The organism is Pseudonocardia ailaonensis (assembly GCF_039531635.1).
GTDB classification, from domain to species: Bacteria; Actinomycetota; Actinomycetes; order Mycobacteriales; family Pseudonocardiaceae; genus Pseudonocardia; species Pseudonocardia ailaonensis.
The window spans coordinates 241,359-267,209 of record NZ_BAAAQK010000004.1 but is presented as its reverse complement, the minus strand read 5'-3'; the positions used below and the strand labels follow the sequence as shown (position 1 = coordinate 267,209).

The following is a 25,851-nucleotide window of genomic DNA, read 5'->3' as shown; positions in this document are numbered from 1 at the left end:
CGAATGCGCCCGAACCGCTTCTCCCCCGCGTACCGGACCAGCAGCTTCTGCGCGTCCGGGCAATGCGTCGAGGTCGCCGAGCTCGGCGGCGGACGGATCGCGGTGCGGGACTCGAAGAACCGGCTCAAGCCCCGGCACGTGTTCACCGCGGACGAGTGGGAGGCGTTCGTCCGGGGTGTGAAGGCGGGCGAGTTCGACCTCACCGCCCGCGGCCCCGAGACGCAGCACCGCCCCTGAACTGCGAGTTCACGGGCATCGGGAACTTCTCCGGGGCGCCGTACGTCGAGTAGGAGGATCGTTCTGCTCGACGTGCGGGGCCGCCCCCGCCGGAGGAGGTCGCCCCCGTGAACGAGGACTTCGCCCCCAGCTCGTTCTGCCAGTCCGGTGCCTGTGTCGAGGTCGCCCACCGCGACGACCAGGTTCTCGTGCGCGACTCGAAGGACCCGGACGGGCCCGTTCTTCGCTTCACCTCCGACGAGTGGATCGCCTTCCTCCGCGGCGCCGAGGCAGGCGAGTTCACCCCCTGATCGACCCGACCGGAGGACAACGCTCGCTGTGCGGGCGTTGCCCTCCGGTCTCGGGGATCAGCCCAGGCAGCCCGGGCCCAGGAGGGCCTTGAGGTCGCCCATGAGGGCCGAGGTGTTGGTGACCTTCAGCCTGTCGTCGAGGCGCAGCATGGTGATCTTGGTGCCGTAGAGCAGGCGCAGGTGCACCTCGGAGGTGCCGGGGTGGTGTGCCAGCACCTCCTTGAGCTGCGCGACCCGTTCCGGGGTGACGAGCTCGGTGCGCATGCTGACCCGCACGGGCAGGCCCGCCTCCCCCGCCGCCTGCAGCTCCGGCACGGCGAGGTCGTTGGCGATCAGGGACACGCGGTCGTCCCGCTTGTTCACCCGTGCCTTGACCAGCACGATCGCGTCCTCCGCCACGTCGACGCCCACCACCTGGTAGGCCCGCGGGAAGAACAGCACCTCGATGCCGCCGGCGAGGTCCTCGATCTGGGCGCTCGCCCAGGGCTCGCCGTTCTTGTTCACGCGGCGGTTGACGTTGGTGAGGATGCCGCCGACGGTGACCTGCGCTCCCTCGCCGACGGTCCCCTCCAGGATGGCCGGGATCGGGGTGTCGGACTTGGCGGCGAGGGCCTGCTCCATCCCGTCGAGCGGGTGGCCGGAGACGTAGAGGCCCAGCATCTCCCGCTCCACGGCGAGCTTGTGCTTGGTGTCCCACTCGTCCTCGGGGACCTTGACGTCGAAGATCCCGCCCAGCCCGCCGTCACCGTCGTCGCTCGGGCCGTCGAGGGAGCCGAAGAGGTCGAACTGGCCCATCGACGCGGCCTTCTTGCTGCTCATGATCGCGTCGATCGCGTCGGCGTGGACGAGCAGCAGGCCCTTGCGCGAGTGGCCGAGCGAGTCGAACGCGCCGGCCTTGATCAGCGACTCGATGACCTTCTTGTTGCAGACGACCGCGTCGACCTTGCGCAGGAAGTCCGAGAAGTCGGTGAAGGCGCCCTTCTCCCTGCGGGCGGCCACGATCGCGTCGACGACGTTGAAGCCGACGTTGCGGATCGCGCCGAGGCCGAAGCGGATGTCCGCCCCGACCGGGGCGAAGTTGCGCACCGACTCGTTGACGTCCGGCGCCAGGACCTTGATCCCGAGCCGGCGGCACTCACCGAGGTAGACGGCCGCCTTGTCCTTGTCGTCCCGGACCGAGGTGAGCACCGCGGCCATGTACTCGGCCTGGTAGTTCGCCTTGAGGTAGGCCGTCCAGTAGGACACCACGCCGTACGCGGCGGAGTGCGCGCGGTTGAAGGCGTAGTCGGAGAAGGGCAGCAGGATGTCCCACAGCGTCTTGACCGCGGCCTCGGAATAGCCGTTGTCCTTCATGCCCTGGGCGAAGCCGGCGTACTCCTTGTCCAGGATCTCCTTCTTCTTCTTGCCCATCGCGCGGCGGAGCAGGTCCGCCTTGCCGAGCGAGTAGCCCGCCAGCTTCTGGGCGATCGCCATGACCTGTTCCTGGTAGACGATCAGGCCGTAGGTCTCGCCGAGGACGTCCTTGAGGGGCTCCGCCAGCTCCGGGTGGATCGGCGTGACCTCTTGGCGCTTGTTCTTGCGGTCCGCGTAGTCGTTGTGCGCGTTGGCGCCCATCGGGCCCGGGCGGTACAGCGCGCCGACGGCCGAGATGTCGTCGAACTCGGTGGGGGCCATGCGGCGCAACAGGTCCCGCATCGGCCCGCCGTCCAGCTGGAACACCCCGAGCGTGTCGCCGCGGGCGAGCAGGTCGTAGGTCGGCTGGTCGTCGAGCTCGACCTCCTCGATGACCAGCTTCGGCTTGCCGTTGAGCTCGATGTTCTCGAGCGCGTCGTCGATGATCGTGAGGTTGCGCAGGCCGAGGAAGTCCATCTTCAGCAGCCCGAGCGTCTCGCACACGCCCATGTCGAACTGCGTGATGATCGCGCCGTCGGACTCCCGGCGCTGGATCGGGATGACGTCCATCAGCGGTTTGCTGGACATGATCACGCCCGCGGCGTGCACGCCCCACTGCCGCTTGAGGCCCTCGAGGCCCCGGCCCGTGTCGATGATCTCGCGGACCTGCGCGTCCGCCTCGTAGAGCGCCCGGACCTCGGTGGCCTCGGCATACCGCTTGTGGCTCGGGTCGAAGATCCCGGACAGCGGGATGTCCTTGCCCATGACGGCCGGGGGCATGGCCTTGGTGATCCGGTCCGCCACCGAGTAGCCGGGCTGGCCGAACAGCACGCGCGCCGAGTCCTTGATCGCGGCCTTCGCCTTGATCGTGGAGTACGTGATGATCTGGGCGATCCGGTCCTCGCCGTACTTCTCCGTGGTGTAGCGGATCATCTCGCCGCGCCGGCGCTCGTCGAAGTCCATGTCGATGTCGGGCATGGAGATGCGCTCGGGGTTGAGGAACCGCTCGAAGATCAGCTTGTGCCGGATCGGGTCCAGGTCGGTGATCTCCAGCGCGTACGCGATGAGCGAGCCCGCCGCGGATCCACGGCCGGGGCCGCACCGGATGCCGACGGACTTGGCGTGCTGGATGAGGTCCGCCGTCACGATGAAGTAGCCGGGGAAACCCATCTGGATGATCACGCCGAGCTCGTACTCCGCCTGGCGGCGGTACTGCTCGGTGACGCCGCCCGGGAACCGCTTGCGCAGCCCCCGCTCGACCTCCTTGATCAGCCAGGACTCCTCCGTCTCCCCCTCGGGGACGGGCGCGCGCGGCATCAGGTCCTGGCTGGCGAAGGAGATGCCGACGCGGTCGGCGATCTCGAGGGTGTTGTCACACGCCTCGGGGAAGATCGGGTCCCACTGGGCGCGCATCTCGCTGGCCGGCTTGAGGTAGAAGTCCTGCGCGTCGAACTTGAAGCGGTTCGGGTCCGCGAGCGTCTTGCCGGTCTGGACGCACAGCAGCACCTCGTGGGGCTTGTTGTCGTCCGGGTAGGTGTAGTGCAGGTCGTTCGTCGCGAGGCCGGGCAGGTCGAGCTTCTTCTTCAGCGCGAAGAGGTCCTCCTGGACCCGCTTCTCGATCTCGATCCCGTGGTCCATCAGCTCGCAGAAGAAGTTGTCCTTCCCGAAGATGTCCCGGTAGTCCGACGCGGCCTGGCAGGCGGCGTCGAAGTCGTCCTGCTGGAGCAGGCGGGCGACCTCGCCGGACGGGCACCCCGTCGTCGCGATGATGCCCTTGCCGTACTTCTCCAGCAGCTCGCGGTCCATACGCGGCTTGTAGTAGTAGCCCTCGAGGCTGGCCAGGCTGGAGAGGCGGAAGAGGTTGTGCATCCCCTCGTTGTTCTCCGCCAGCATGGTCATGTGGGTGTACATCAGGTCGGGGTTGTCGCTGACGGCCCCGTTGGTGCCGATGGACACGCGCTTGCGCTCGTGGCGGCTGCCCGGCGCGAGGTAGCCCTCCATGCCGACGATCGGCTTGACCCCGGCCGCCGTGGCCTTCTTCCAGAACTCGTAGGCCCCGTAGACGTTGCCGTGGTCGGTCATCGCCAGCGCAGGCATCTCCATGCGCGCGGCCTCTTTGAAGAGGTCGTCGAGGCGCGCCGCACCGTCGAGCATCGAGAACTCGGTGTGCGTGTGGAGGTGGACGAAGCCGTCCCGGCTGGTGCCGCTGCTCGGGGCCATGGGGCTGCTGGACTCCCTTCTCGCGCGCGGGGCGCGGGGTGCGGCGACCCGGGTCGCCGCCGGGGCGGGCGCCTCGCGGAGGAGGGGCCGCCGGCCGGAGGAGTTCTCGGGTTCGGGGTGCGGCCAGACTATCCCCGGCCACCGACAGTTCTGCGGGCAGTCGCCGGGGCGACGGAGAACCCGCAGCTCACCGGGCGGGGGGCGTGTCGCGGCGTCCCCGTGTCGGGGGATCCCGGGCGTGTCGGGCCCCAGGGGCGCGGCTCGGCGGCCACTGCGCGGTGCGGATCGTGGGCGCTGCGCGGCGCGGGTCCGCGGGGAGGGCGCGGCGCGGGTCCGTGCGCAGTGCACATGTGCCGAGATGAACCTGAGGCACCTCCGGACCATGATCGAATGTGCCTGAGGTTCATCTCGGCGGATGTGGCGGCGGAACCCCTCAGGCGGCGAGGGCCGGGACGCGGACGCGGCCGGGGGTCCGTGCGGTGACGTCGGTGTAGAGCTCTTCGAAGGCGTCGAGGGTGGTGTCCAGGGCGTGGCCCGCGACGATCTCGCGGCTCGCCGCCCCCATCCGGCGGCGGGTCTCCGGGTCCTGCAGCAGGGCGCCGAGGACGCTCGCCAGGACGGCCACGTCGCCGGGCGGGAAGAGCCAGCCGTTGCGGCCCGGGCGGACCAGGTGCGGCAGCGCCATCGCGTCGGCCGCGACGACCGGCTTCCCGGCCGCCATCGCCTCGAGGGTGACCAGGCTCTGCAGCTCGGCGACGCCCGGCATGCAGAACACCGAGCAGCGCCGGTAGGCCGCGATCAGCTCCTCCTCGGACACGAACCCGTGGAACACCGCCGGCACCCCGAGGTCCCGGGCGAGCTTCTCCCAGGCCGCGCGCTCGGACCCGTCGCCGACGATCTCCAGCCGGTACGGCCGGTCGAGACGGGCGGCGGCGCGGATCAGCTCGTCGACCCGCTTCTCCTGGTCGAGGCGGCCGACGAACAGGATCGTGCCCTCCGTCTCGGTCCCGCCGGCATACCTCTCCGCGTCGATGCCGCAGGAGATCGCCGTGGCCGGCAGGCCGGTCGCGCGGGTCAGCAGCTCGACCGCGCGCGGCGTCGGGGCGGTCAGGGCGTTCGCCCGGGCGAACACCTTCCGCGCGTCGCGCCACGCGAACCGGGCCGCCGCACCGCGCAACGAGCCGGGGATCCGGGCGTGGGCGAAGAGGTTCTCGGGCATGAAGTGGTTGGTCGCGACCAGGGGCGTCCCGCGGTCGGACGCGGCCACCGCCAGCCCGCGCCCGACCGAGAAGTGCGCCTGGACGTGCACGACGTCGGGCCGCACGGCGTCGAGCACCGCCGCCGTCTGCGGGCCGGACTCCCACGGCAGGCACACCCGGAAGCTCTCGTGCAGCGGGTAGCGCCGCGATCTCACCCGGTGCACCGTCGCGCCACCGAAGGTCCCGGTGCCCGAGGGCCCGTCCGGCGAGGGGGCGGCGACGTGCACCTCGTGCCCGCGGCCGGCGAGCCCGGTGGCGAGCCGCTCGGCGAAGCGGGCGGCGCCGTTGACGTCGGGGGCGAAGGTGTCGGCGCCCAGCAGGATCCTCACGTCAGTACCTCTTCCTTGTCGGTGGCAAAGCTGTCCGGGGCGGGGACGGCCGCGCGTGCGGCATCCGGGTGGTGGCGGGCCAGCAGGCCGACGCCGGCGGCCGCGGCGAGCCCCGCGGCGACGAGCACGGTGATCCCGGCGGCGCCGAGGCCGGCGACCTCGCCGAGCAGCGCCCCACTCAGGCCCACGGCCACGAGCGGGTCGACGACGGTGAGCACGGCGACCACGACGGCCGGCGGCCCGGAGGCGAAGGCCTGCTGGACGAACCAGCCACCGACGGCGAGGGCGACCGTGACCCCGGCGGCCGCGCCGAGCAGCGTTTGCGGTCCGGCCAGACCGGCCGCCACCTGCAGCGACACCGCGCGGAGAATCGTGGAGACGACACCGAACGCGACCGCACCGGCCGCCGCGCAGGCGAGGCAGCGGATCCGGCCGGTGGTGCGGGCGGCGAGGACGGCCAGCCCGAGCACGAGGGCCGCGGCGGCGGTGCCGGCGAGCAGCACCGAGCGGCCGGGGTCGGCGACCGTGTCCGGGGCGGCGGCCGCGGCGGTGCGGACGGCCAGGGCGATCCCGATGGCGCACAACGCGATCCCCGCGACCACACCGCGCCCGGGCCAGCGGCCGCGCAGCGCGATCCCGACGGCGATCGGCACCGCGAGCACACCCACGGGCTGCACGATGCTGACGGGCGCGAGCACCAGGGCCACGGCGTGCATCCCGGCTCCCGCCCCGGCCAGCGCCACGCCGGCGAGCCAGCGGGGGCGGGCGGCGAGGGCCCGGAAGCCGGCGAGGTTCAGGGCGGGCGGCTCGCCCGCCTCGGCCCCTCCACCCGGCCCGATCCCACCGTCCGCAGGGCGAGCCCTCGACGCCTGCCGCGCCGGATCCACCCCGGTCGCGCCGGACGCAGAGTGCGTCCGGGTCTCTCCGTGGGCGGGGCGCGTCCCGAGGGCACCACCCGCGGGACGCGACCCGACAGCACCACCCGCGGGACGCGACCCGACAGCACCACCCGCGGGACGCGACCCGATAGCACCACCCGCGGGGCTCGCCCCGATAGCACCACCCGCGGGACGAGACCCGATAGCACCACCCGCGGGGCGCGACCCGACGGCACCACGCGCGGGACGCGACCCGATGGCACTGTGCTGCAGGACGGCCGCGCCGGCGAAGCACGCGGCGCCGAGGACGGCGAGCAGTAGGGCGGTGATCGTCAGGCCGGTCACGAGGGGCTCCCGGTGAAGGCGGGCGTGGGGTGCGGGAGGGGGGTGCGCGGCGGGACAGGCAGCGGCGCCGGCGCCGCGGGACCGGTGAGCGCTGAGCCGGTGAGCGCTGAGCCGGTGAGCGCTGCGCCGGTGAGCGCTGCGCCGGGAAGTCCGGACGGCACCGCCGGTCCCCCGACCACCACGGCGGGTGCGGCGGCGGACCTCGCCAGCGCCCTCGCCGTCGTCAGCAACAGGACGAGGAGGGACAGGTACAGGAGCCGTTCCACGCCGCCGAGCAGCGGGAAGGTCGGTGCGCCCGAAGGGTCGGTGCCGATCACGTGGCAGGCGAGGAAGCCGGCCGAGGCCACCCCCGCGGCGAGCGACTGCAGGGTGAGCGAGCGGCGGGCGGCGGCCGCGACGGCCGGGCTGCGGGCGAGCAGGACCACCGCGATCGGGAGGACCGTGAAGAGCCAGACGCCGGCGTAGCGATGGACCGCGGCGACGACGTCCGGCGGGGTGCCGGGCGGGTTCGTCGGGAAGATCCCGGCGACCACCATCGCCACCGCCCAGCTGGCCAGGAGCGCGACGACGACCCGCGACGCCCCGGCTCGCGCGGCGGCCACCGCGAGCACGGTCGCCGCGAGCGCCAGGGCTCCCGCGGCGATGCCGAGCACGAGATAGCCGCCGGGCAGGCCGACGTAGTCGCTCAGGGTCAGGTGCAGCGGGTCGAACGGCGCGCCGTGGAGGAGGCCCGCGACGTGCAGGACCCCGATCCCCCACACCGCGACGGCCACCGCCGACGCGACCACCGGGACGAGCCCGCTCCCCTTGACCTTCCCCCGCTGCAGCATGCGGTCCACGCTCGCAGCGGGAGCGCCCCGGCAGAATCCGGTGATCCACCCAAGCGGGCCGGGGGTATCCCCGAGTACGACCCCGGGGACACCCGGTCCCCGGATCGGTGACCGGCAGCGTCACGGCCACTGCCCACGGCGGAGCACCGGGCCGACGATCCCGGCGGCCGAGTCGGTCCCAAGATCGGCAGCCGAGTGCCGCCGACCATGCCGAGAGCTGCGTCGGAGCACGGAAACGGCGATCACTCGCACGGCGGCGGTGGGGACGGTGGTGTCGGTGGCGTCGGCGCCATGCCGCCCAGCCCGGGCTGGACGGTGGTGTCGGTGGCGTCGGCGCCATGCCGCCCGGCCCGGGCCGCCTCGCGGTGATCAGCGATTCGGTGCCTGAACGCACGTCGTCCCCTGCCTGAGCGCACCGGAGCGGCGATCAACCGGGCGGGTGTCCAGGCGACGCGGCGCGCGGTCAGCCGAGTAGGGCGCCGGCCGGCCACACGGTCGCCCAGCCACACGGCCGCAGGCGCACGGCCACCGGTGACGGGTCAGCCGAGAGGGAGCGCGCGGCGGATCAGCTCGGGAGGGGGCCGTCGTCGGGGGGTGGGGTGGCGGCGGTGGCTTGGTCCGGGAGGAGCGGGGAGAGGGCGAGCTCCCGGGCGGTGATGCCGGCGGGGGCGGCCTGGACCGCACGGACCCCCGGGGTGGCGGCGAGGGCGTCGAGGCCCGCCCGGTCCGCCTGGACCACCAGCGCCACGATGCAGGCGCACGACGGCCCCCGGTACGCGGCGGCCTCCGCGGCGGCGACGGCGGCGGGGCGGCCCGTCTGGCGCTGTGCGTCGGCCTCGGCGGCGTGCAGGGCCTGGGCCTGCGCGACCGTCAGCGCGGGCTCGCCGCCACCGGTGAGGAGCTGGAACCGCAGCGCGGTCTGCACCCGCGGGATCGGCACCCGGAAGACGGCCTCGACGGCCGAGGGCGCCAGCGTCGCGGCCTGCGCCGTGGTGATCTCCGCCGAGAGCTGGACCAGCGCGGACACGCGGGTCCCGGGCGTCGGCAGCGACGCCGGCAGCCGGGCGAGGTAGTCGGCGACGGGCTCGCCGGGGTCCGGCCCGAGCCGGACCTGGCCCTGGGCGACCGGTGGACCGCCGGGCGCGGACGCCTGCGCCGTGACGTACGCGACGGCGATCAGCACCGCGACCACGCACGCGCCGATCAGGACCAACCGGCCGCGCCGCGAGAGCAGCGGCGCGGGATCCTGCTCCCTCCCGCTCACGCCTCCCCCTCGGCGCGGGCGGTACCGGGAGCCTCAGTCACGCAGGATCTCGAGCGCCCGGGCGAGGTCCTCGGGATACTCGCTCACGAACTCGACCCACCGCCCGTCCGCCGGGTGGTCGAACCCGAGGCTGCGCGCGTGCAGCCACTGGCGTGTGAGGTGCAGGCGCTTCGCGAGCGTGGGATCGGCGCCGTAGGTGATGTCGCCGGCGCAGGGGTGGCGCAGCGCGGAGAAGTGCACCCGGATCTGGTGGGTGCGGCCCGTCTCCAGGTGGACGTCGAGCAGGGAGGCCGAGCGGAACGCCTCGACCGTGTCGTAGTGCGTGACGCTCGGCTTGCCGTCGGCCACCACCGCGAAGCGGTAGTCGTGCTTCGGGTGCCGGTCGATGGGGGCGTCGATCGTGCCCGACGACGGGTCCGGATGACCCTGGACGACCGCGTGGTACCGCTTGTCCACGGTCCGTTCCTTGAACGCCCGCTTGAGCACCGTGTAGGCGTGCTCGGACTTGGCGACGACCATCACGCCGGTCGTGCCCACGTCGAGGCGGTGCACGATGCCCTTCCGCTCGGCCGCCCCGGACGTCGAGACCCGGATGCCGAGCGCCGCGAGCCCGCCGACGACCGTCGGCCCGGTCCAGCCCGGGGACGGGTGCGCCGCGACCCCGACCGGCTTGTCGACGACGACGATGTCGTCGTCCTCGTGGATGATCGTCATCCCGCCGACCAGCTCGGGAGCGGCGGTGATCACCGCGGGCGCCTCCGGCGAGGGCAGCGACACCTCGAGCCAGCTGCCCGCGGTGAGCCGGTCGGACTTGCCCGCGGCCCGGCCGTCGAGCTCGATCCGGCCGTCCTCGGCCAGGGTGGCGACCACGGTGCGGGAGAGGCCGAGCAGCCGGGACAGGCCGGCGTCGACCCGCATGCCGTCGAGGCCGTCCGGCACGGGGAGCTGGCGGAGATCGGACGTCGTGGGGTCAGTCATCCGCGACCACCTTCTTGTCCTTCGCGCGGGTGCCGTCGAGCTCGCGGCCGAACAGCGCGAGCAGCACCAGCAGCACTCCCCCGACGCTGATCGCCGAGTCGGCGAGGTTGAAGACCGGGAAGAACGAGCCGTCCGTGCGGACGATCGACACCATGTCCACGACGTGCCCCTCGAGGGGCCCGGGAGCGCGGAACAGGCGGTCCGTGAGGTTCCCGAGCGCGCCGCCGAGGATCAGCCCGAGCGAGATCGCCCAGCCCACCGAGCGGAGCCGGCCCGAGATCCGCACGATGACGACGACCACCACCACCGCGATGAGCGAGATGATCCACGTGTAGCCGGTGGCCATGGACCACGCGGCGCCCGGGTTGCGCAGCAGCACGAGGTTCACGAGCCCGCCGAACAGCCGGACCGGCGGCTGGTCCTCGAGGTTCGCGACGGCGAGCGCCTTGGTCAGGATGTCCAGCCCGAGGATGACGGGGGCGACGATCGCGAGCACCCACCACGTCCGGGAGTGCGGCGGTGGTGTCTCGGCGGGATCGTCTGTCACAGGTCTGATTATGCGGGCCCCGGCTCACCACGCCGCGAACGGGGATCGGGGTCCGCGTCCCGCCACCGCACGAGCGCACCCCCGCGGTCGACGGCCCGCAGCCGTTCCTCCGCCCGGTCCCGCGCCTCGGCGGTGGCCACGACGAGCAGCTGGTCGTTCTCCCGCAGCCGGGTCTCTCCGTTGGGGGTGAAGGCCTTCTCGTCGCGCACCACGAGGCTGACGGTCGCGCCGATCGGCAGCCGAAGCTCGCGCAGGTAGACCCCGCGCAGCCGGGAGCCCTCGGGGATCCGGACCTGCAGGAGGTCCGCGCCGAGCTCGTCGAGGGGCGCGGCGTCGACCTCGACCTCCTTGGCCTCCGCCTGCCGCGCCACCCCCAGCCTGCGGGCCACCCAGGGCAGGGTCGTGCCCTGCAGCAGGGTGAGGATCACGACGAGCACGAACACGACGTCGACCAGGTGCGACGCCCCGGGCGCGCCCTCCACCAGGGCGATCAGCGCGAGCACGATGGGCACCGCCCCGCGCAGCCCGGACCAGGACAGGAACGCCTGTTCCCGCCACGGCATCCGGAACGGCAGGGCCGCGGCCATCACCGACAGGGGCCGGGCCAGCACCAGCAGCACGCCGGCGGCGATCAGGGCCGGGATGATCGCGTCGAGCAGCCGCATGGGGCTCGCGTACAGCCCGAGCAGCACGAACAGCCCGATCTGGGCGAGCCAGCCCGTGCCCTCGGCGAACGACAGCACGCCCCCGCGGTGCGGCAGCCTGGAGTTGCCCAGCACCAGCGCGCAGACGTAGGTCGCCAGGAGCCCGGACGCGTGCGCGAACTGCCCGCCGGCGAACCCGAGCACGCACACGGCCAGCGCGGCCAGCGGATAGAGGCCGGTGGACGGCAGCGCGGCGCGCCGGAGCGCCCAGGCGCCGCCGAACCCGAGCGCCAGTCCGATCACCGCGCCCGCGACCAGCTCGTAGACCACCAGCAGCGGCGTCACCCAGGTCAACGGATCCGTGGACGCGAGGAGCAGGACGGCGAGGACGACCGGGGCGTCGTTCATGCCGGACTCGAGCTCGAGCGCCCCGGCCAGCCGCGGCGAGACCCCGACCCCGCGCAGCACGCTGAAGACGGCGGCGGCGTCCGTCGAGGAGAGGACCGCGCCCCACAGCAACGCGGTGCGCCACTCCAGGTCCAGCAGGAAGTGCAGCCCGGTGCCGGCGACCGCGATGCTGACGACGACCGCGATCGTCGACAACCCGATCCCGATGCCGAGGGACGGCCGGACCGCCTGCCAGCGCGTGGTCAGCCCACCCTCGACCAGGATCAGGACGAGCGCGGCGAGCCCCAGGTTCTCGGTGAGCCGGGCGTCGGAGAACTGGAACCCGAGCACGGCCTCGCCGAGCAGCATCCCGATGGCGAGATAGAGCAGCAGCGAGGGCAGGCCGAGGCGGACCGACACCCGGACCGCGAGCACGCCGATCAGCAAGATCGCGGCGACTCCGCCGAGCAGAAGCTCCAGACTCATCGCCACCCCCTCCGGATGAGGGTATCGGCGCAGGTCGGAGGGGCCGTCAAGGGGTGGGCACGATCATCGGGAAGGATGTGTGCGTGGCTCGGGGAGCGATCGCGGCCGTCGCCCTCCTGGTGGCGACGAACCTGCTGGTCACCCTCGTCTGGCCGGCGTGGGTGGTGCCCTGGAACGTCCTCGTCACGGCCCTTCTGCTCCTGATCGCCCGTCTGTCCGGTCTGTCCCTCGCCGATGTCGGGCTCGGCGGGAACCCCGGCCGCGGCCTGGCCGTCGGCGGGGTGGCCGTGCTCGTGGTCGCCGCCGGGTACGGGCTCGCGCTGGCGTTCCCCGCGACGCGCGCCGCGTTCGTCGACACCCGGGCGGCGGGCTCGGTCGGGGCGCTGCTCTACGCGGCGCTGCTGCGGATCCCGTTCGGCACGGTGCTGCTGGAGGAGGTCGCGTTCCGCGGGGTGCTGCCGGCGCTCGCCGGGGGCGGCTGGTGGCGCGGGACGCTCGTGTCCTCGGCCCTGTTCGGGCTCTGGCACGTGATCCCGTCGCTGGGCCTGAACAGCGCGAATGCCGCCGTGGGCGCGGTGCTCGGCAGTTGGGGAGACGCCGGCCGGGCCGCCCTGGCGGTCCTGTTCACCTTCGGCGTGGGCGTCGTCCTGTGCTGGCTGCGCCGCCGCGGCGGGGACCATCTCGCCGCCCCGGCCCTCGCCCATCTCGCGACCAACTGCCTCGGCGTCGTCGCGGCCTGGGCCCTCCTGTGAGCCGACCGGGGGTTATCCCCCCGGCGGACCCGGGGACCTGTCGGATGTCCGGGGCACCTCCACGTCCCTAGTGTTCCCGGCATGACCGCCGCCACGGTGCCACCAGGGCAGACAGGGCCGACAGCGCAGACAGGGCCGACCGGCCGACCACCCGTCGGCCCCGTGCTCTTTCGGGAGCTCGTCGCGCCCCGGACCTGGCTGGGTGCCGCGCACCTGCTGCTCGACATCGCGTTCGGGTTCGCGACGTGCCTCGCGATCGGCTGCTGGCTGCTCGCCTCGGCCGTGCTGTTCCCGCTGGCCCTGATCGGCGTGCCGGTCTGGGTGGGGGCGGCGCACCTGTCCGAGGTGCTCGGCCGGATGGAGCGGCTCCGGTACCGGTGGCTGCTCGGCGAGGAGATCGCCGGCGAGCCGCTGCCGTCCCGCAGCGGGCGGCTCCTGCCGTACGCGGGCACGCTGCTGCGCGATCCGGGGGTGCGGCGGCGGATCGCGCACCAGCTCCTGGCCTTCCCGATCGGGCTGGTGACGTCGTCGCTGGTCTACTGGGTGATCACGCTCGGCGTGGTGCTGCTGCTGATGCCGCTGCTCGGGCTGATGCTGCCGACCTCGGACGGCGCGATCCTCGGCCTCGACATCTCCGGCGCCGGGGCGCGGCTGGCGATGGCGCCGATCGGGGCGGCGATGCTGCTGGCGGTGCCGTGGGTGGTGCGCGGGCTCGTGGCCGCGGACGTCGCCGCGGCGCGGGCCCTGCTCGGGCCGGTGCCCGGCTCGCTGACCGCGAGGGTCGGGGAGCTCGAGCGCAGCCGGGCCCGGGTCGTCGACTCCGCGGAGTCCGAGCGGCGCCGGATCGAACGCGACCTGCACGACGGCACCCAGCAGCAGCTCGTCTCCCTCGCGATGACCCTCGGCCGAGCCCGCTCGCGGTACCGCACCGAGCCGACCGGGATCGGCCCGCTGCTCGACGACGCCCACCAGCAGGCCAAGGACGCCGTCACCGACCTGCGGGAGATGATCCGCGGCCTGGCCCCGCCGGTGCTCGCGGACCGGGGCCTGGACGCCGCGCTGTCGGCGGTGGCCGCGCGGTGCCCCGTCCCGGTCGACCTCACGGTCGAGCTGGAACACCGGCCGCCCGCCGTCGTCGAGGCCATCGGGTACTTCGTGGTGGCCGAGGCGCTGACCAACGTGGCCAAGCACGCGCAGGCCTCGCGCGCCGCCGTCGGGGTCCGCAGCGGTGAGGGGTCGGTGTGGATCACGGTGAGCGACGACGGGCGGGGCGGCGCCGACCCGGCGGGCGGCAGCGGGCTGCGGGGACTGGCGGACCGGGTGTCCGGGGTGGACGGTCAGCTGTCGGTGGACTCCCCCGTCGGGGGGCCGACGGTGCTGACGGTGGAGATCCCCGCATGACCTGCCCCGCCGACGCACTCGTTCCCGCGGAGGCGAGATGAGCACCGTGATGATCGCCGAGGACTCGGTGCTGCTCCGGCACGGTCTGGAGCGGCTCCTGTCCGAGGCCGGGTTCGACGTCGTCGCCGCGGTGTCCGACGGCGAGCAGCTGCTCCGCGCGGTCGGGGACGCCCCGCCGGACGTGGTGGTCGCCGACGTCCGGATGCCCCCGACCCACACCGACGAGGGACTGCGGGCGGCGCTGGTGATCCGCGAGCGCTGGCCCGCCGTCGCGGTGCTCGTGCTGTCGCAGTACGTCGAGGAGCGGTACGCGACCGACCTGCTCGCCGGCCGCACCCGCGGGCTCGGGTACCTGCTCAAGGACCGGGTGGCGGACGTCGACAGCTTCGTCGAGGCGCTCCACCGCGTCGCCGCAGGGGGCACGGCGCTGGACCCGGAGGTCGTCTCCCAGCTGTTCGCGCGGTCGCGGCGGCCCGATCCGGGGCTCACGCCACGGGAGCGCGAGGTGCTCGCGCTGATGGCGGAGGGGCGCTCGAACGCCGGGATCGCCGAGGCGCTCGTCGTGGGCGAGGGTGCCGTCGAGAAGCACGTGACCAGCATTTTCGCCAAGCTCGCGCTGCCCGCTGGGACCACGGACCATCGCCGCGTGCTCGCGGTGCTGCACTACCTGTCGTCGGGCATCGGGGAGGCGTCGTGACGAGGACCCGTAGTCCCTGGCTCATCGGCCTCGCCGTGCTGTTCGTCCTCACCGTGGCGACGGCCGGGGTCTCGGAGCTGATCTCCGAGACCTTCCACGGCCGCTCCGTCGAGGACCGGACCCTCACCTCGGCGGTCGCGCGGCTGGAGCTCGACGCGGACCAGGGCGACGTCGAGATCGTCCCGAGCCCGGACGGCGACGTCCACGTGCGCACCGACGCCGCCTACGGGCTGCGCGAACCCGTCCTGACCAGGGAGTCGACGGCCACGGGCGTGCGGCTGGCCTCGCGCTGCCGGGACGGTGTGGTGGCGGCGAGCTGCCGGGTGGGCTGGACCGTCGCGGTGCCGGCCGGGTTCACAGTGGACGTCGACGCGGGGGCCGGCTCGCTGAAGGTCCGCGACCTCACCGGCCCGGTCACCCTCAAGGCCCTGGGCGACGTCGAGCTGAGCGGCCTGAGCGGCGACGTCACGGCCCGCTCGACCTACGGCGACATCACGGGCGCCGGTCTGCGGAGCGGATCGGTCACCGTGGCCTCGATCAGCGGTGACGTCGACCTGACGCTGACCGTCCCACCCCACTCGGTCTCGGCGACGGTCACGGCGGTGGGCGACGTCAGCCTCGCGGTCCCGGGCTCGCAGGCCTACCGGGTGGACGCCGAGCCGGGCCGCTTCGGGGACCGGAAGGTCACGGTCCCGCAGGACCCCGCCTCGCTGTCGATCCTGCGCGCCGTCACGGGCGGCGGCACCGTCACCCTCCGCCCCCTCTGACGCCCTCCGTGCGCGTGGCACAGTGCTGGAGCATTGTTCCACGCGCACAAGGGGTTTCAGGGGTTCCAGACGAGGGTGGCGGCCTGTGCGGTGCGGGGCGGGACGTCCCGCAGAGCCTCGGCGACCTCGGGCTCCCGCTCGGCGGGCAGGCAGAGGCGGCGGGTGACCCACACCGGATCGTGGGGGTGTCGGCGCTCCCGGTCCCAGGTCGTCACCTCGGGATCGAGGCCGAGCTCGCGGAGCACGGCCACGGCATCGTCCACAGTGGCCGGTTCGGGGCGGCGCAGGTCGTGGAAGCGGCCCCACAGGGGGTCGAGCCAGGCCATCGGGTGCTCCGCCAGCATCTCGACGACGACGCCCCGGTTCGCCGCCTCGGTGAGCGCGGTGAGGAACGGCGGCAGGTCGACCACGTTGTGCAGCACGTGATGGGAGACGACGACGTCCGCCTCGCCGGCCTCCCCGGCGGCCTCCGGCCAGGTGCCGGCGACGGTCCGGGCGGGCAGGCCGCGGATGTCGGCACCGGTCTCGAAGAGCTCGAGCATGTCCTCCTGCTCGTCCACCCCGGTCGCGTGGGTCAGCGGCCCGACCAGCGCGAACGCGGCGTCGCCACCCCCGCAGCCGACGTCGATCACGGTGCCGGAGACCCCCAGCAGGGCGAGGCCGGCGTCGCGGGAGGGGGTGTCGGCGGGGACGTCGGGGGCGGTGAAGTCCGCCGGGTCATGTCCCCAGGGACTGCGGGGCGCCTGCGCCAGGATCTCCGGCGGGATGCCCCGCCCCGACTGCAACCCGGCCCACCGCTCGGCAGCACTCCCCACGGCGACGACCTTATCGCCGCCGGGTGGGAGCGCCCGCGAACCGGCCGCCGGGCGCACGAGAACCCGCGAGTCGGCACTTTCGGGAGCCTGAAACACACGCTGCCGACACGTCGTCAGCGTGTGTTTCGGCCTACGGAAAGTGCCGACTCGCGGGGTTTCAGGCCTTGGTGATGGTGACGGTGACCTCGGCGGGCCTGCCGTCGGGGTCGATCACGGAGCCCGTCTCGCCCGACGACTCGCCGTGGTTCACGGTGGTCGCGAGGACCTCGGCGGCGACGAACTGCTCGTGGGTGCGGATGGCCGCCTCGACCGCCGACGGGGCCGAGATCGTGAGGGTGATGCGGTCGCTCACGTCGAGGCCGGCGTCGCGGCGGGCCTGCTGGACCACGCGGACGACGTCGCGGGCGGTGCCCTCGGCGCCGAGCTCCGGGGTGACCTCGGTGTCCAGGACGACCAGGCCCGAGTTGCCGGGGAGGGCACCGGTGGACTGCGGGTCCGCCGCCTGCAGGCGCTCGGAGAACTCGCCCTCGACCAGCGTGATCCCGCCCGCCGTGACGGTGCCGTCCGGGTTGGCCTTCCAGTCCCCCGCCTTGACGGCCTTGATCGCGGTCTGGGTCTCCTTGCCCAGGCGCGGGCCGCAGGCGCGGGCGTTGACGGTCAGCTCGAACTCGCCGTAGGTCGAGACGTCCGTGGTCAGCACGACCTCCTTGACGTTCACCTCGTCCCGGAGCACGTCGGCGAAGGGCGCGAGGGTGTCCGCGTCCGAGGCCGCGACCGTCATCGACGCGAGCGGGAGCCGGACGCGCAGCTTGCGCGCCTTGCGCAGGGACAGGCCCGCGCTCGCCACCTGGCGGACCCGGTCCATGGCGCTGACCAGTGCCGCGTCGTGGGGAAGCTCCTCGGCCGACGGCCAGTCGGTCAGATGCACCGAGCGGCCGCCCGTGAGGCCCTGCCACAGCTGCTCCATGGTGAGCGGCAGCAGCGGCGCCGCGACCCGGGCGGTCACCTCCAGCACCGTGTGCAGGGTGTCGATCGCCTCCTGGTCGCCCGCCCAGAAGCGGTCCCGGGAGCGCCGGACGTACCAGTTGGTGAGCACCTCGGCGTGGTCGCGGATCTGCTCGCAGGCTCCGGCGATGTCGTAGGTGTCCAGCGCGGTGGTCACGCCGTCGACCAGGTCCGCCGTCTTGGCCAGCACGTACCGGTCCAGGACGTTCGCGCTGCTCGTCGACGTCTTCCCGGTGACCCCGGCCGCCCCGGCGTAGAGCGACAGGAAGTACCAGGTGTTCCACAGCGGCAGGATCGCCTGCCGGACGCCCTCGCGGATGCCCTGCTCGGTGACGATCAGGTTCCCGCCGCGCAGGATCGGGCTCGCCATGAGGAACCACCGCATGGCGTCGGAGCCGTCGCGGTCGAAGACCTCGTTGACGTCCGGGTAGTTGCGCAGGGACTTCGACATCTTCGCGCCGTCGTCGCCCAGCACGATGCCGTGCGCCACGCAGTTCTCGAACGCCGGGCGGTCGAACAGCGCCGTGGCCAGCACGTGCATGTTGTAGAACCAGCCGCGGGTCTGGCCGTTGTACTCGACGATGAAGTCGCCCGGGTAGTGGTGCTCGAACCAGTCTCGGCCCGGGTTCGGGTGTCCCGAGGAGTTACGGTCGAAGGGGTAGTGCACCTGGGCGAAGGGCATCGAGCCGCTGTCGAACCAGCAGTCCAGGACCTCCGGGACCCGGCGCATGGTCGAACGCCCCGTGGGGTCGTCCGGGTTGGGACGCGTGAGCTCGTCGATGTACGGGCGGTGCAGGTCCGTCAGCCGGACGCCGAAGTCGCGCTCGAGCTCGTCGAGGGAGCCGTAGACGTCCGTGCGCGGGTAGCGCGGGTCGTCGCTCTGCCACACCGGGATCGGGCTGCCCCAGAAGCGGTTGCGGGAGATGCCCCAGTCCTTGGCGCCCTCCAGCCACTTGCCGAACTGGCCGTCCTTGATGTTGCCGGGCACCCAGTTGATCTGCTGGTTGAGCTCGACCATCCGGTCCCGGAAGCTCGTCACGGCGACGAACCACGAGTCGACGGCGCGCTGGATGAGCGCGTTGCCGCAGCGCCAGCAGTGCGGGTACGGGTGGTCGTAGGTCTCGTGGCGGAGCAGGACGCCGTGGAAGTGCTCCGCGCCCGCCTTCATGTCGCGGATGATCACCGGGTTCGCGTCGAACACCTGCTGGCCGGCGTAGGGCGGCACCTCGACGGTGAACTCGCCGCGCGAGTCCACGGGCACGACGGCCTCGATGCCCGCCGCGTCCGTGACGACCTTGTCCTCCTCACCGAAGGCGGGGGCGATGTGGACGATCCCGGTGCCGTCCTCGGTGGTGACGTAGTCCGCCTCGAGGATCCGGTGCGCGTTCTCCCGGCCCTCGAAGAAGGCGAACGGCGGGGTGTAGCGGGTGCCGAGCAGCTCACGTCCGACGTAGGTGCGCAGGACCTGCGGCTCCTCGCCCAGCTCCCGGGCGTACGCGCCCACGCGGGCGGACGCGAGGAGGTACTTCTCCCCCTCGACGCTCAGCAGGGAGTACTCGACCCCCTCGTTGACGGCCATGGCGAGGTTGGACGGCAGCGTCCACGGCGTCGTCGTCCAGATCAGGGCGAGCGCGTCGTTCAGCTCCGGGTCCTCCGACTGCAGCCGCAGACCGACCGTGACGGCCGGGTCCTGGCGCTCGCGGTAGACGTCGTCGAGGCGGGTCTCGGAGTTCGACAGCGGGGTCTCGCAGCGCCAGCAGTACCACATGACGCGGAACCCGGCGTAGACCAATCCCTTGTCCCACAAGGTCTTGAAGGCCCACATGACGGATTCCATGTAGTCCAGGTCGAGCGTCTTGTAGTCGTGGTCGAAGTCGACCCAGCGGGCCTGGCGGGTGACGTAGTCCCGCCACTCGCCGGTGTAGCGCAGCACCGAGGTCTTGCAGGCCTCGTTGAACTGCGCGATGCCCATCTCGACGATCTCGGACTTGTGCGTGATCCCGAGCTGGCGCTCGGCCTCGACCTCGGCGGGCAGGCCGTGGGTGTCCCAGCCGAAGCGGCGCTCGACGTGCTTGCCGCGCATGGTCTGGTAGCGCGGGACGACGTCCTTGACGTAGCCCGTGAGCAGGTGGCCGTAGTGCGGGAGGCCGTTGGCGAAGGGCGGGCCGTCGTAGAAGACGAACTCGTTGCTGCCGTTCTCGCCGGCCGGGCGGTTCTCGACGGAGGCGACGAACGTGTCGTCGGCCTCCCAGGTCTTGAGGACCTCGCGTTCCAGGTTCGGGAACGACGGGTGGGCGGGGACCTGCGGGTAGCTCATCGTGTGCTCCTCGTGCCGGCGTGTGCTCGTGCCTGCACGGGGACGACTCGATCATGCCGAGCCGCGGTACCACCCCGCTTGCCCGGTCACCCGGGCCTCTCGTTCTGCGGCGTTGACGGGCCGCACCCGTCCGGCTCTACTCCCCCGCTCGCACGGGGTTTCTTCCGGAGGCTCCCCGGTGATGGCCGGATCGGTGCCTGTGTGCGCAAGCGTAGCGCGCGACCGCGCCCGAATATTCCCGCCCCCATCTCCGCGTTATGGAGCCACAACTGTCGTTTCGAGGCCTCGAAACGACAGTTGTGGCTCCATAACGCGAGTGGGGTCAGCGGGCGGCGCTGTGGTGGCGGCTCGCCAGGGTGCGGTCCGGGGTGCACCAGCCGCAGGGGGTGAAGCCCAGCTCGACGGCCTCCTTGGCCGGGAGCGGGATCACGGCGCGGCCGGGCAGCGAACGGCAGCTGCCCAGGTGGTAGCGGGGCTGCTCGTCGACGACGACGACCTCGTCGTCCAGCTCCGAGACCAGTGCCGCGGCGGCGGCGTCCCGGGACTCCTCCGGCGGTTCGCCGTGGGGGCCGGGGGGCGCGAAGCCGCCGGGCTGACCCTGGTCCTGCGAGGCCTGGCCCAGCTGGTCGGCCCGCTCGGAGTCGGGGTGCTGCGCGGCACTCGCCGCTCCGGCTGCCGCGGCGCCGGCCGCGGTCGTGGCGACGGTCGGGCCGTCCAGGGACCCGGGGGCCGACGCGGCTCCGGCCTGCGGGACTCCCGAGGCCGTGGCGGCCGGCTGCTCGGCCTGCGCCGGGCCGGACCCGTTCCCGGACTGCCCGTCGGCGGCGGGCCTGCCGTTGTCGCCCCGGCCCGGGACGGCGTGGGCCTCGCTCTCGTCGGCGCTCTCGTCCGTGCCCCCGCCCGTGCCCCCGACCGTGCCCCTGCCGCCGGCCCGGTCGGCCGCGTCCTCGGAACCGGAAGCGTCGGATCCCCGCGGCCCGGACACCGCGGCGGCGACCGCCGTGGTGCGCTCGGCGTCTCCACCGGGCTGTGCGGGTGAGCCCGCGGGCTCCTCGGCCGCTGCGGAGACCGAGGAGCTCGCGGGCCCTGCGGACCCTGCGGATGCAGGGGCACCGGACTTCGCCTCGAGGGCGAGGTCGCCGGCACCACCGTCCCCGGCCGGGCCGGCTGCCGCCGAGCCGCCCGCCCCGCCGGATCCGGTGGTACCGGCCGTCTCGGGGGTGGTGCCGGACGCGGCGGCGGTGGCGACCCCCGCGGGGGTGCCGTCCGCCTTCGCGTCGCTCTTGTCCGCCGACGGGCGCTCCGGCGCCTCCGCCGGCGCTGCGTCCCGTGCGCTGTCGTGCTCGTGGTCGTGCTGCCCGCCGGCCGCCACCGCACCGGCTCCGGCCGCGACTGCGCCGGCTCCGGCCGCGAAGAGCGCGGCACCCTTCGGCGAGGAGGACTCGACCCGCCCGCCGAGGTTGTTATGATCATGGTCACTCGTCACTGTGTGTGACGAAGATTCGCTCGATCGAGTGTCGCTCTCCGTAGCGCCGGGCGGTTGCCCGTCTGAGCCGGACGGTCCGAGCCGGGGCATGACGGAGGTCGCCTCGGCGTCCGACGCGGACGACGGGGCCTCCTCGGCAGCAGGCGCCGCAGCAGCCGGGACCGCCGGTGCGGGAGCACCCGCGGCGCCCCCGACGACCGGGAGCACCTCGGTCACCGGCTCGATGTCAGCCAGGCCGCGGTAGCCGCCGTAAGGCGGTGCACCCGGTGCGCCCCCACCGGTCGGGAGCGGCCCGGACGGTGGCGGCGAGGCCTGGGCCTGCGGCTCGGCGCCGGAGCCCGCCTTGACCGCCGACCGGCGTTGCAGCCAGTCGACGAGCAGCGACGCGGCAGCCGCCACGGAGACGGCGACCGACACCCAGGCCCAGAGGACGCTGCCGGTCAGCAGCGCCACCACCAGCAGGCCGAAGGCGATCAGGACGAGAACGAGTACCAGCAGCAGCACGATTCACCCCGTGTGCGGTGTCGCGGTGCGGGCGTCGCCCGTACGGCTCCGGAGCGCCCGTGTGGGCGCCCCGGCCACCGAGGTGCTCAGTCCCGCCGGTCTTCTCGGACGCGGGCGTCAGCTGCCCGCGTCGGCCCGCTGACCGTACCCGGTGGCCGCGTAGCCGCCGTTCGGGTTCGCCCGGGGGGCCTCGGACGGGGCCGCAGAGCCCCTCCCGTCGAGGTCACGCAGCTGCGACTCGAGATAGGTCTTGAGCCGGGTGCGGTACTCGCGCTCGAAGGTCCGCAGCTCGTCGATCTTCTTTTCCAGCACCGACTTGTCGCGGGTGATGGTGCCGATGATCTCGGTCTGCTTGCGCTCCGCCTCGCTGACCAGCGTCGACGCCTTGTCACGGCTCTGCCGCTCGAGGGTCTCGGCGCGGGTCCGCGCGTCGTTGAGCATGGTCTCGGCGCGGGCGCGGGCGTCGTTCACGAGACCGTCGGACTTGGTCCGGGCCTCGGACAGGAGCTGCTCGGACTTGGTGCGGGCGTCCGCCAGCATCGAGTCCGCCTCGTTCTTGGCCTCGGCGGTGAGCCGGTCGGCCATCTCCTGGGCCAGGCCCAGGACCTTGGCGGCCTGGACGTGGTGGTCCCCACCGCCCATGTCGCCGCCGTCGTTCATCGCGGCCATCGGTCGCTGGGGCTCGACCTGACGGGGCGGCGGAGCGGTCTCCACCGGGCGCATCTGCTGCGTCGGCGGCGGGGGCGGCGCCATGGCGGCCTGCTGGGGACGCGAACGCGCCTCCTCCAGGTCCGCCTCGGCGTTCCCGAGACGCTGCTCGAGCTGCGAGACCTGCTCGCGCAGGTCGTCGTTCTCCTCGATCAGTCGGGCCAGCTCGGCCTCGACCAGGTCGAGGAACGCGTCGACCTCGTCCTCGTTGTAACCCCGCTTACCGATCGGGGGCTTGCTGAACGCGACGTTGTGAACGTCGGCTGGTGTCAGCGGCATCGGATCACCTCATGCACTCCTCGGCGGCAAAACCGGGTGACTGGGGCTCACACCGGTCTGGCAACGCTCATCAGTATGAACACCACCAGGAGGAGAACCATAATCGAGAGGTCCAGTCCGACGCCGCCGATGCGGACGACGGGGATCACTCTCCGCAACAACTTCACGGGCGGGTCGGTGACGCTGAACACCATCTCGAGCGCCGCGGCCGGCCGCCCACCCGGCACCCACTCGCGGGCGAACGAGTGCACCAGCTCGACCACGATCCGCGCGACGAGCAGGAGCCAGAAGAGGAACAGGATGTAATAGATCACGAACTGCACGGCGATCGGCACGTGCTCAATCCTGACGGAAGAGGCCCCGCTCTGCGAGCCTCCGCGCGTCGTCCGCCGAGACCTCGACGTCAGCCGGGGTGAGAAGGAACACCCGGCTGGTCACCTTGTCGATGTCGCCGCGCAACGCGAAGGCCAGACCTGCGGCGAAGTCCACCAGGCGCCGTGCGGCGGCCTCGTCGAGCTCGGTCAGGTTCATGATCACCGGGATGCCGTCGCGGAAGCGCTCGCCGATCGTGCGGGCCTCGGTGAAGCTCTTCGGCTGCAGTGTCGTGATGCGCGAGAGCGCCATGGCCCCGCGGTCGCGCTGCTCGGGCAGCGCGGCGGGCGCGACCGGCTCCGGGGCGGGCCTCAGGACCGGCTCGTCCCGGTTCACCGCGAGGGCCCCGCGGACGGTCGGCGCCGAGATGCCGGAACCGCCGCCGAGACCGGCCGACATGCCCCCCGAGGTGCGCAGAGCGGCCGCCGGAACCCGCGCCGGGCGGGCGCCTTCGCGCGGCGACCGGCGATTCCAGTCCGCGGCGGAACGGTCGTCGGACGCGGAGAGACGCGATCCACGGGCGTTTTCGTACTCGCTGTAGTCGTCACGGGTTGCCAACCCGTCGTCGAAGCGGTCGTCCGGGTCCGACCAGCGGTCGTCCCGCTCGCGGACGGCGGCCCCCACGGTGCGCGCGCGGCGCGGATCGGCGAAGGACTCCGGCTCGTCGGCGTAGTCCATCTCCTCGGCGGGCACCATGCCGAAGTAGGCCTTGAGCCGGTACATCGCGCTCATCCGTCGCCCCAATCGTCGCGATCGATCCGGCCCACCGCCCCCGCGGAGGACCGATCACCGGGAGGTTAACCGCCGGTCCCCCACAAGGGCCGTTCCGACACGCGCGACCGTCGAACCGTGACGGATCGCCACCTCCAGGTCGCCGCTCATCCCGGCCGACAGGACCGCGGCGTCGGGGTGCTCGGCGCGCAGCCGATTACCCGCCGCCTCGATCGCCGCAAACGCCCTCTCGGCGTCCGCACCCAGAGGGGCCACGCTCATCAACCCCCGGAGGACGAGCCCGCGCGCCTGCGTGACCTGCGACGCGAGGTCGAGTAGGCCGTCCGCCGGCACGCCGCCGCGGGCCGGGTCACCGTCGACGCTGTACTGGACCAGGACGTCCAGCGGCGCCGTGCGCTCCCCCGCGTCGAGCGCCTGGAGCACCGTCCTGTCGAGCGCCGCGGCCAGCCGGGGCGAGTCGACGCTCTCGACCCGTGTCACCCACGGGACCACCAGCCGCGCCTTGTTCCGCTGCAGCCCGCCGATGAAGTTCCAGCGGATCCGGGCGTCCCCGAGCTCCTCGGCCTTGGCGGCCGCCTCCTGCGCCCGGCTCTCGCCGAACGCCCGTACCCCGAGGTCCGCGAGCGCCGCCACGTCCGTCGCCGGCATGTACTTGGTGACGGCCATGAGCTCGACCTCGTCGGCCCCCCGGCCGGCCGCGGCGCAGGCCGCCGCGAGCCGTTCCCGCACCTGCGCGAGGCGCGTCTCGAGCTCGGCACGGCGTTCGGGGGTGGCACTCACGGGATCCGACCCTACGGAAGCGGCCGCGCACCATCCGCCCCGCCGCGCGGCGGTAGTCCGACCCGTGATCGATCCGAGTGCGACAGCAGCGCTGCCGCGTCCTCACCCACGTGACCCTCGCACCGATCACCGGGCTCATGATCCCCACGAGCGTGACGCAGGGGTCGCGCACGCAGCGGTGAGGTCACTCTCGCGCGGAAGCGCGCCCATGATCGCCGCGAGCGGGACCGGGGTACGGGTGGCATCGCGCTCCTGTCACCCCCACAACGATCACCGCGACCGTGATCGATCCGAGCGTGACGTGGGCGCGGGCGGGCGACGCTGGAGTGACGACCGGAAGGATCTTCAGCTCGCGTCGAGCCAGACCACGCCGGCGAGGCGTCCGGTACGGGGGCCGTCCCGGCGGTGGCTGAACAGCTCCCGGGACTCGTAGGTGCAGCGGGGGTCCGCACCCACCTTCGTCACCCCGAGGTCGCGGAGCTGCCGGTACAGGCCCGCACGGACGTCCAGGGACGGGGTGCGGGACCGGGTGGTGGCGGCGCTGCCGGGCAGCCGGGCGTCGACCTCGGCACGCATGGCGGCGGGGACCTCGTAGCAGAGCCCGCAGACGGCCGGCCCGAGCAGCACCTCGATGTCCGCGAGCTGCGCCCCGAGATCCTGCATCGCCGCGACGGTCGCCGGGACGACGCCGTCCGCCGCCCCGACCCGGCCCGCGTGGGCCGCGCCGATCACGCCGGCGCGGGAATCGGAGAGCAGCACGGGAGTGCAGTCGGCGGCGAGGACCGCCAGGCCGATGCCGGGGCTCGCGGTGACGACGGCGTCGGTCTCCGCGATGTCCGGCGCGCTGCGTCTCGGCGGCTCCTCGACGGTCGCGACCCGCGTGCCGTGCACCTGGTGGAGGAAGACGGTGCCGCGCAGCCCGAGCTCGCGCGTGAGGCGGTAGCGGTTGGCATCGACGTTCGCCGGATCGTCCCCGACGCCTCGGGAGAGGTTGAAGGAGTCGAACGGGGCGGAGGAGCGTCCGCCCGCGCGGGTGGTGAGGACGCGCCGCACCCGGAGACCTGCCACGTCGGCGACCCTATCCATCGGGCCCACCGGAGGGATCCGCCGCCCGACACGAGAACGGCGCCCCGGTGCGAGTCGCTCGCAC

At 73.3% G+C, this 25,851-nt stretch carries 22 protein-coding genes; 6 read left to right on the top strand and 16 right to left on the bottom strand.

Annotated elements, in window-relative coordinates; all coding sequences use genetic code 11:
* Positions 1–3 precede the first annotated feature (3 nt).
* Both ABD324_RS07670 and ABD324_RS07665 read left to right on the top strand, forming a co-directional pair.
* The gene (locus tag ABD324_RS07670; protein WP_344413928.1) at positions 4–237 is read left to right on the top strand and encodes a DUF397 domain-containing protein; all 234 of its coding nucleotides are present in this window, start codon (positions 4–6) and stop codon (positions 235–237) included.
* 107 nt (positions 238–344) lie between these two features.
* Complete coding sequence (locus ABD324_RS07665; RefSeq protein ID WP_344413926.1) at positions 345–527, top strand: DUF397 domain-containing protein; 183 nt, start codon at positions 345–347, stop codon at positions 525–527.
* 57 nt (positions 528–584) lie between these two features.
* Here ABD324_RS07665 and dnaE read toward each other — a convergent pair whose 3' ends face one another.
* From dnaE to ABD324_RS07625, 8 genes are all read right to left on the bottom strand, one after another.
* On the bottom strand, positions 585–4,139 hold the full coding sequence (gene dnaE, locus ABD324_RS07660) for a DNA polymerase III subunit alpha (protein ID WP_344413924.1): 3,555 nt from the start codon (positions 4,137–4,139) through the stop codon (positions 585–587).
* A gap of 433 nt (positions 4,140–4,572) precedes the next feature.
* A complete protein-coding gene (locus ABD324_RS07655) occupies positions 4,573–5,727 on the bottom strand; it encodes a glycosyltransferase (RefSeq protein WP_344413922.1) in 1,155 nt (384 codons plus the stop codon).
* On the bottom strand, positions 5,724–6,614 hold the full coding sequence (locus ABD324_RS07650) for a hypothetical protein (RefSeq protein WP_344413920.1): 891 nt from the start codon (positions 6,612–6,614) through the stop codon (positions 5,724–5,726). The genes ABD324_RS07655 and ABD324_RS07650 overlap by 4 nt, the downstream gene beginning before the upstream one ends.
* Before the next feature lie 332 nt (positions 6,615–6,946).
* A complete protein-coding gene (locus ABD324_RS07645) occupies positions 6,947–7,780 on the bottom strand; it encodes a DUF998 domain-containing protein (RefSeq protein WP_344413918.1) in 834 nt (277 codons plus the stop codon).
* A gap of 565 nt (positions 7,781–8,345) precedes the next feature.
* Complete coding sequence (locus ABD324_RS07640; RefSeq protein WP_344413917.1) at positions 8,346–9,044, bottom strand: hypothetical protein; 699 nt, start codon at positions 9,042–9,044, stop codon at positions 8,346–8,348.
* A gap of 33 nt (positions 9,045–9,077) precedes the next feature.
* Positions 9,078–10,022 carry an RluA family pseudouridine synthase gene (locus ABD324_RS07635; protein ID WP_344413915.1) on the bottom strand — a complete coding sequence of 315 codons (945 nt, stop codon included), beginning with the start codon at positions 10,020–10,022 and terminating at the stop codon, positions 9,078–9,080.
* On the bottom strand, positions 10,015–10,569 hold the full coding sequence (gene lspA / locus ABD324_RS07630) for a signal peptidase II (RefSeq protein WP_344413913.1): 555 nt from the start codon (positions 10,567–10,569) through the stop codon (positions 10,015–10,017). Before lspA ends, ABD324_RS07635 begins: the two co-directional genes overlap by 8 nt.
* 8 nt (positions 10,570–10,577) lie before the next feature.
* The gene (locus tag ABD324_RS07625; RefSeq protein WP_344413911.1) at positions 10,578–12,086 is read right to left on the bottom strand and encodes a potassium/proton antiporter; all 1,509 of its coding nucleotides are present in this window, start codon (positions 12,084–12,086) and stop codon (positions 10,578–10,580) included.
* A gap of 83 nt (positions 12,087–12,169) precedes the next feature.
* On the opposite strand from ABD324_RS07625, the gene ABD324_RS07620 reads away from it, so the two are divergent.
* The 4 genes from ABD324_RS07620 (at position 12,170) to ABD324_RS07605 (ending at position 15,703) form a co-directional block, all read left to right on the top strand.
* On the top strand, positions 12,170–12,838 hold the full coding sequence (locus ABD324_RS07620) for a CPBP family glutamic-type intramembrane protease (protein ID WP_344413909.1): 669 nt from the start codon (positions 12,170–12,172) through the stop codon (positions 12,836–12,838).
* A 162-nt stretch (positions 12,839–13,000) separates the two neighbouring features.
* The gene (locus ABD324_RS07615; protein ID WP_344413907.1) at positions 13,001–14,239 is read left to right on the top strand and encodes a sensor histidine kinase; all 1,239 of its coding nucleotides are present in this window, start codon (positions 13,001–13,003) and stop codon (positions 14,237–14,239) included.
* A gap of 37 nt (positions 14,240–14,276) precedes the next feature.
* The gene (locus ABD324_RS07610; RefSeq protein WP_344413905.1) at positions 14,277–14,936 is read left to right on the top strand and encodes a response regulator; all 660 of its coding nucleotides are present in this window, start codon (positions 14,277–14,279) and stop codon (positions 14,934–14,936) included.
* On the top strand, positions 14,933–15,703 hold the full coding sequence (locus ABD324_RS07605) for a DUF4097 family beta strand repeat-containing protein (protein WP_344413903.1): 771 nt from the start codon (positions 14,933–14,935) through the stop codon (positions 15,701–15,703). The genes ABD324_RS07610 and ABD324_RS07605 overlap by 4 nt, the downstream gene beginning before the upstream one ends.
* 56 nt (positions 15,704–15,759) lie before the next feature.
* Here the strand turns inward: ABD324_RS07605 and ABD324_RS07600 are convergent, their stop codons facing one another.
* The 8 genes from ABD324_RS07600 to pgeF form a co-directional block, all read right to left on the bottom strand.
* Positions 15,760–16,518 carry a class I SAM-dependent methyltransferase gene (locus ABD324_RS07600; protein ID WP_344413901.1) on the bottom strand — a complete coding sequence of 253 codons (759 nt, stop codon included), beginning with the start codon at positions 16,516–16,518 and terminating at the stop codon, positions 15,760–15,762.
* Positions 16,519–16,675: 157 nt separating this feature from the next.
* Positions 16,676–19,840: an isoleucine--tRNA ligase gene (gene ileS, locus ABD324_RS07595; protein ID WP_344413899.1), complete on the bottom strand. Its 3,165-nt coding sequence runs from the start codon at positions 19,838–19,840 to the stop codon at positions 16,676–16,678.
* 322 nt (positions 19,841–20,162) lie between these two features.
* On the bottom strand, positions 20,163–21,830 hold the full coding sequence (locus tag ABD324_RS07590) for a hypothetical protein (protein ID WP_344413897.1): 1,668 nt from the start codon (positions 21,828–21,830) through the stop codon (positions 20,163–20,165).
* Positions 21,831–21,947: 117 nt separating this feature from the next.
* The gene (gene wag31, locus ABD324_RS07585; RefSeq protein ID WP_344413895.1) at positions 21,948–22,817 is read right to left on the bottom strand and encodes a DivIVA-like cell division protein Wag31; all 870 of its coding nucleotides are present in this window, start codon (positions 22,815–22,817) and stop codon (positions 21,948–21,950) included.
* Positions 22,818–22,864: 47 nt separating this feature from the next.
* Positions 22,865–23,152 carry a YggT family protein gene (locus tag ABD324_RS07580; RefSeq protein ID WP_344413893.1) on the bottom strand — a complete coding sequence of 96 codons (288 nt, stop codon included), beginning with the start codon at positions 23,150–23,152 and terminating at the stop codon, positions 22,865–22,867.
* Positions 23,153–23,156: 4 nt separating this feature from the next.
* Positions 23,157–23,921: a cell division protein SepF gene (locus ABD324_RS07575; protein WP_344413891.1), complete on the bottom strand. Its 765-nt coding sequence runs from the start codon at positions 23,919–23,921 to the stop codon at positions 23,157–23,159.
* Positions 23,922–23,975: 54 nt separating this feature from the next.
* Positions 23,976–24,701, bottom strand: a complete 726-nt coding sequence (locus ABD324_RS07570; RefSeq protein ID WP_344413889.1) for a YggS family pyridoxal phosphate-dependent enzyme — start codon at positions 24,699–24,701, stop codon at positions 23,976–23,978.
* Positions 24,702–25,046: 345 nt separating this feature from the next.
* Positions 25,047–25,787, bottom strand: coding sequence for a peptidoglycan editing factor PgeF (pgeF, locus tag ABD324_RS07565; protein WP_425565752.1), 741 nt, complete (start codon positions 25,785–25,787; stop codon positions 25,047–25,049).
* Positions 25,788–25,851 lie beyond the last annotated feature (64 nt).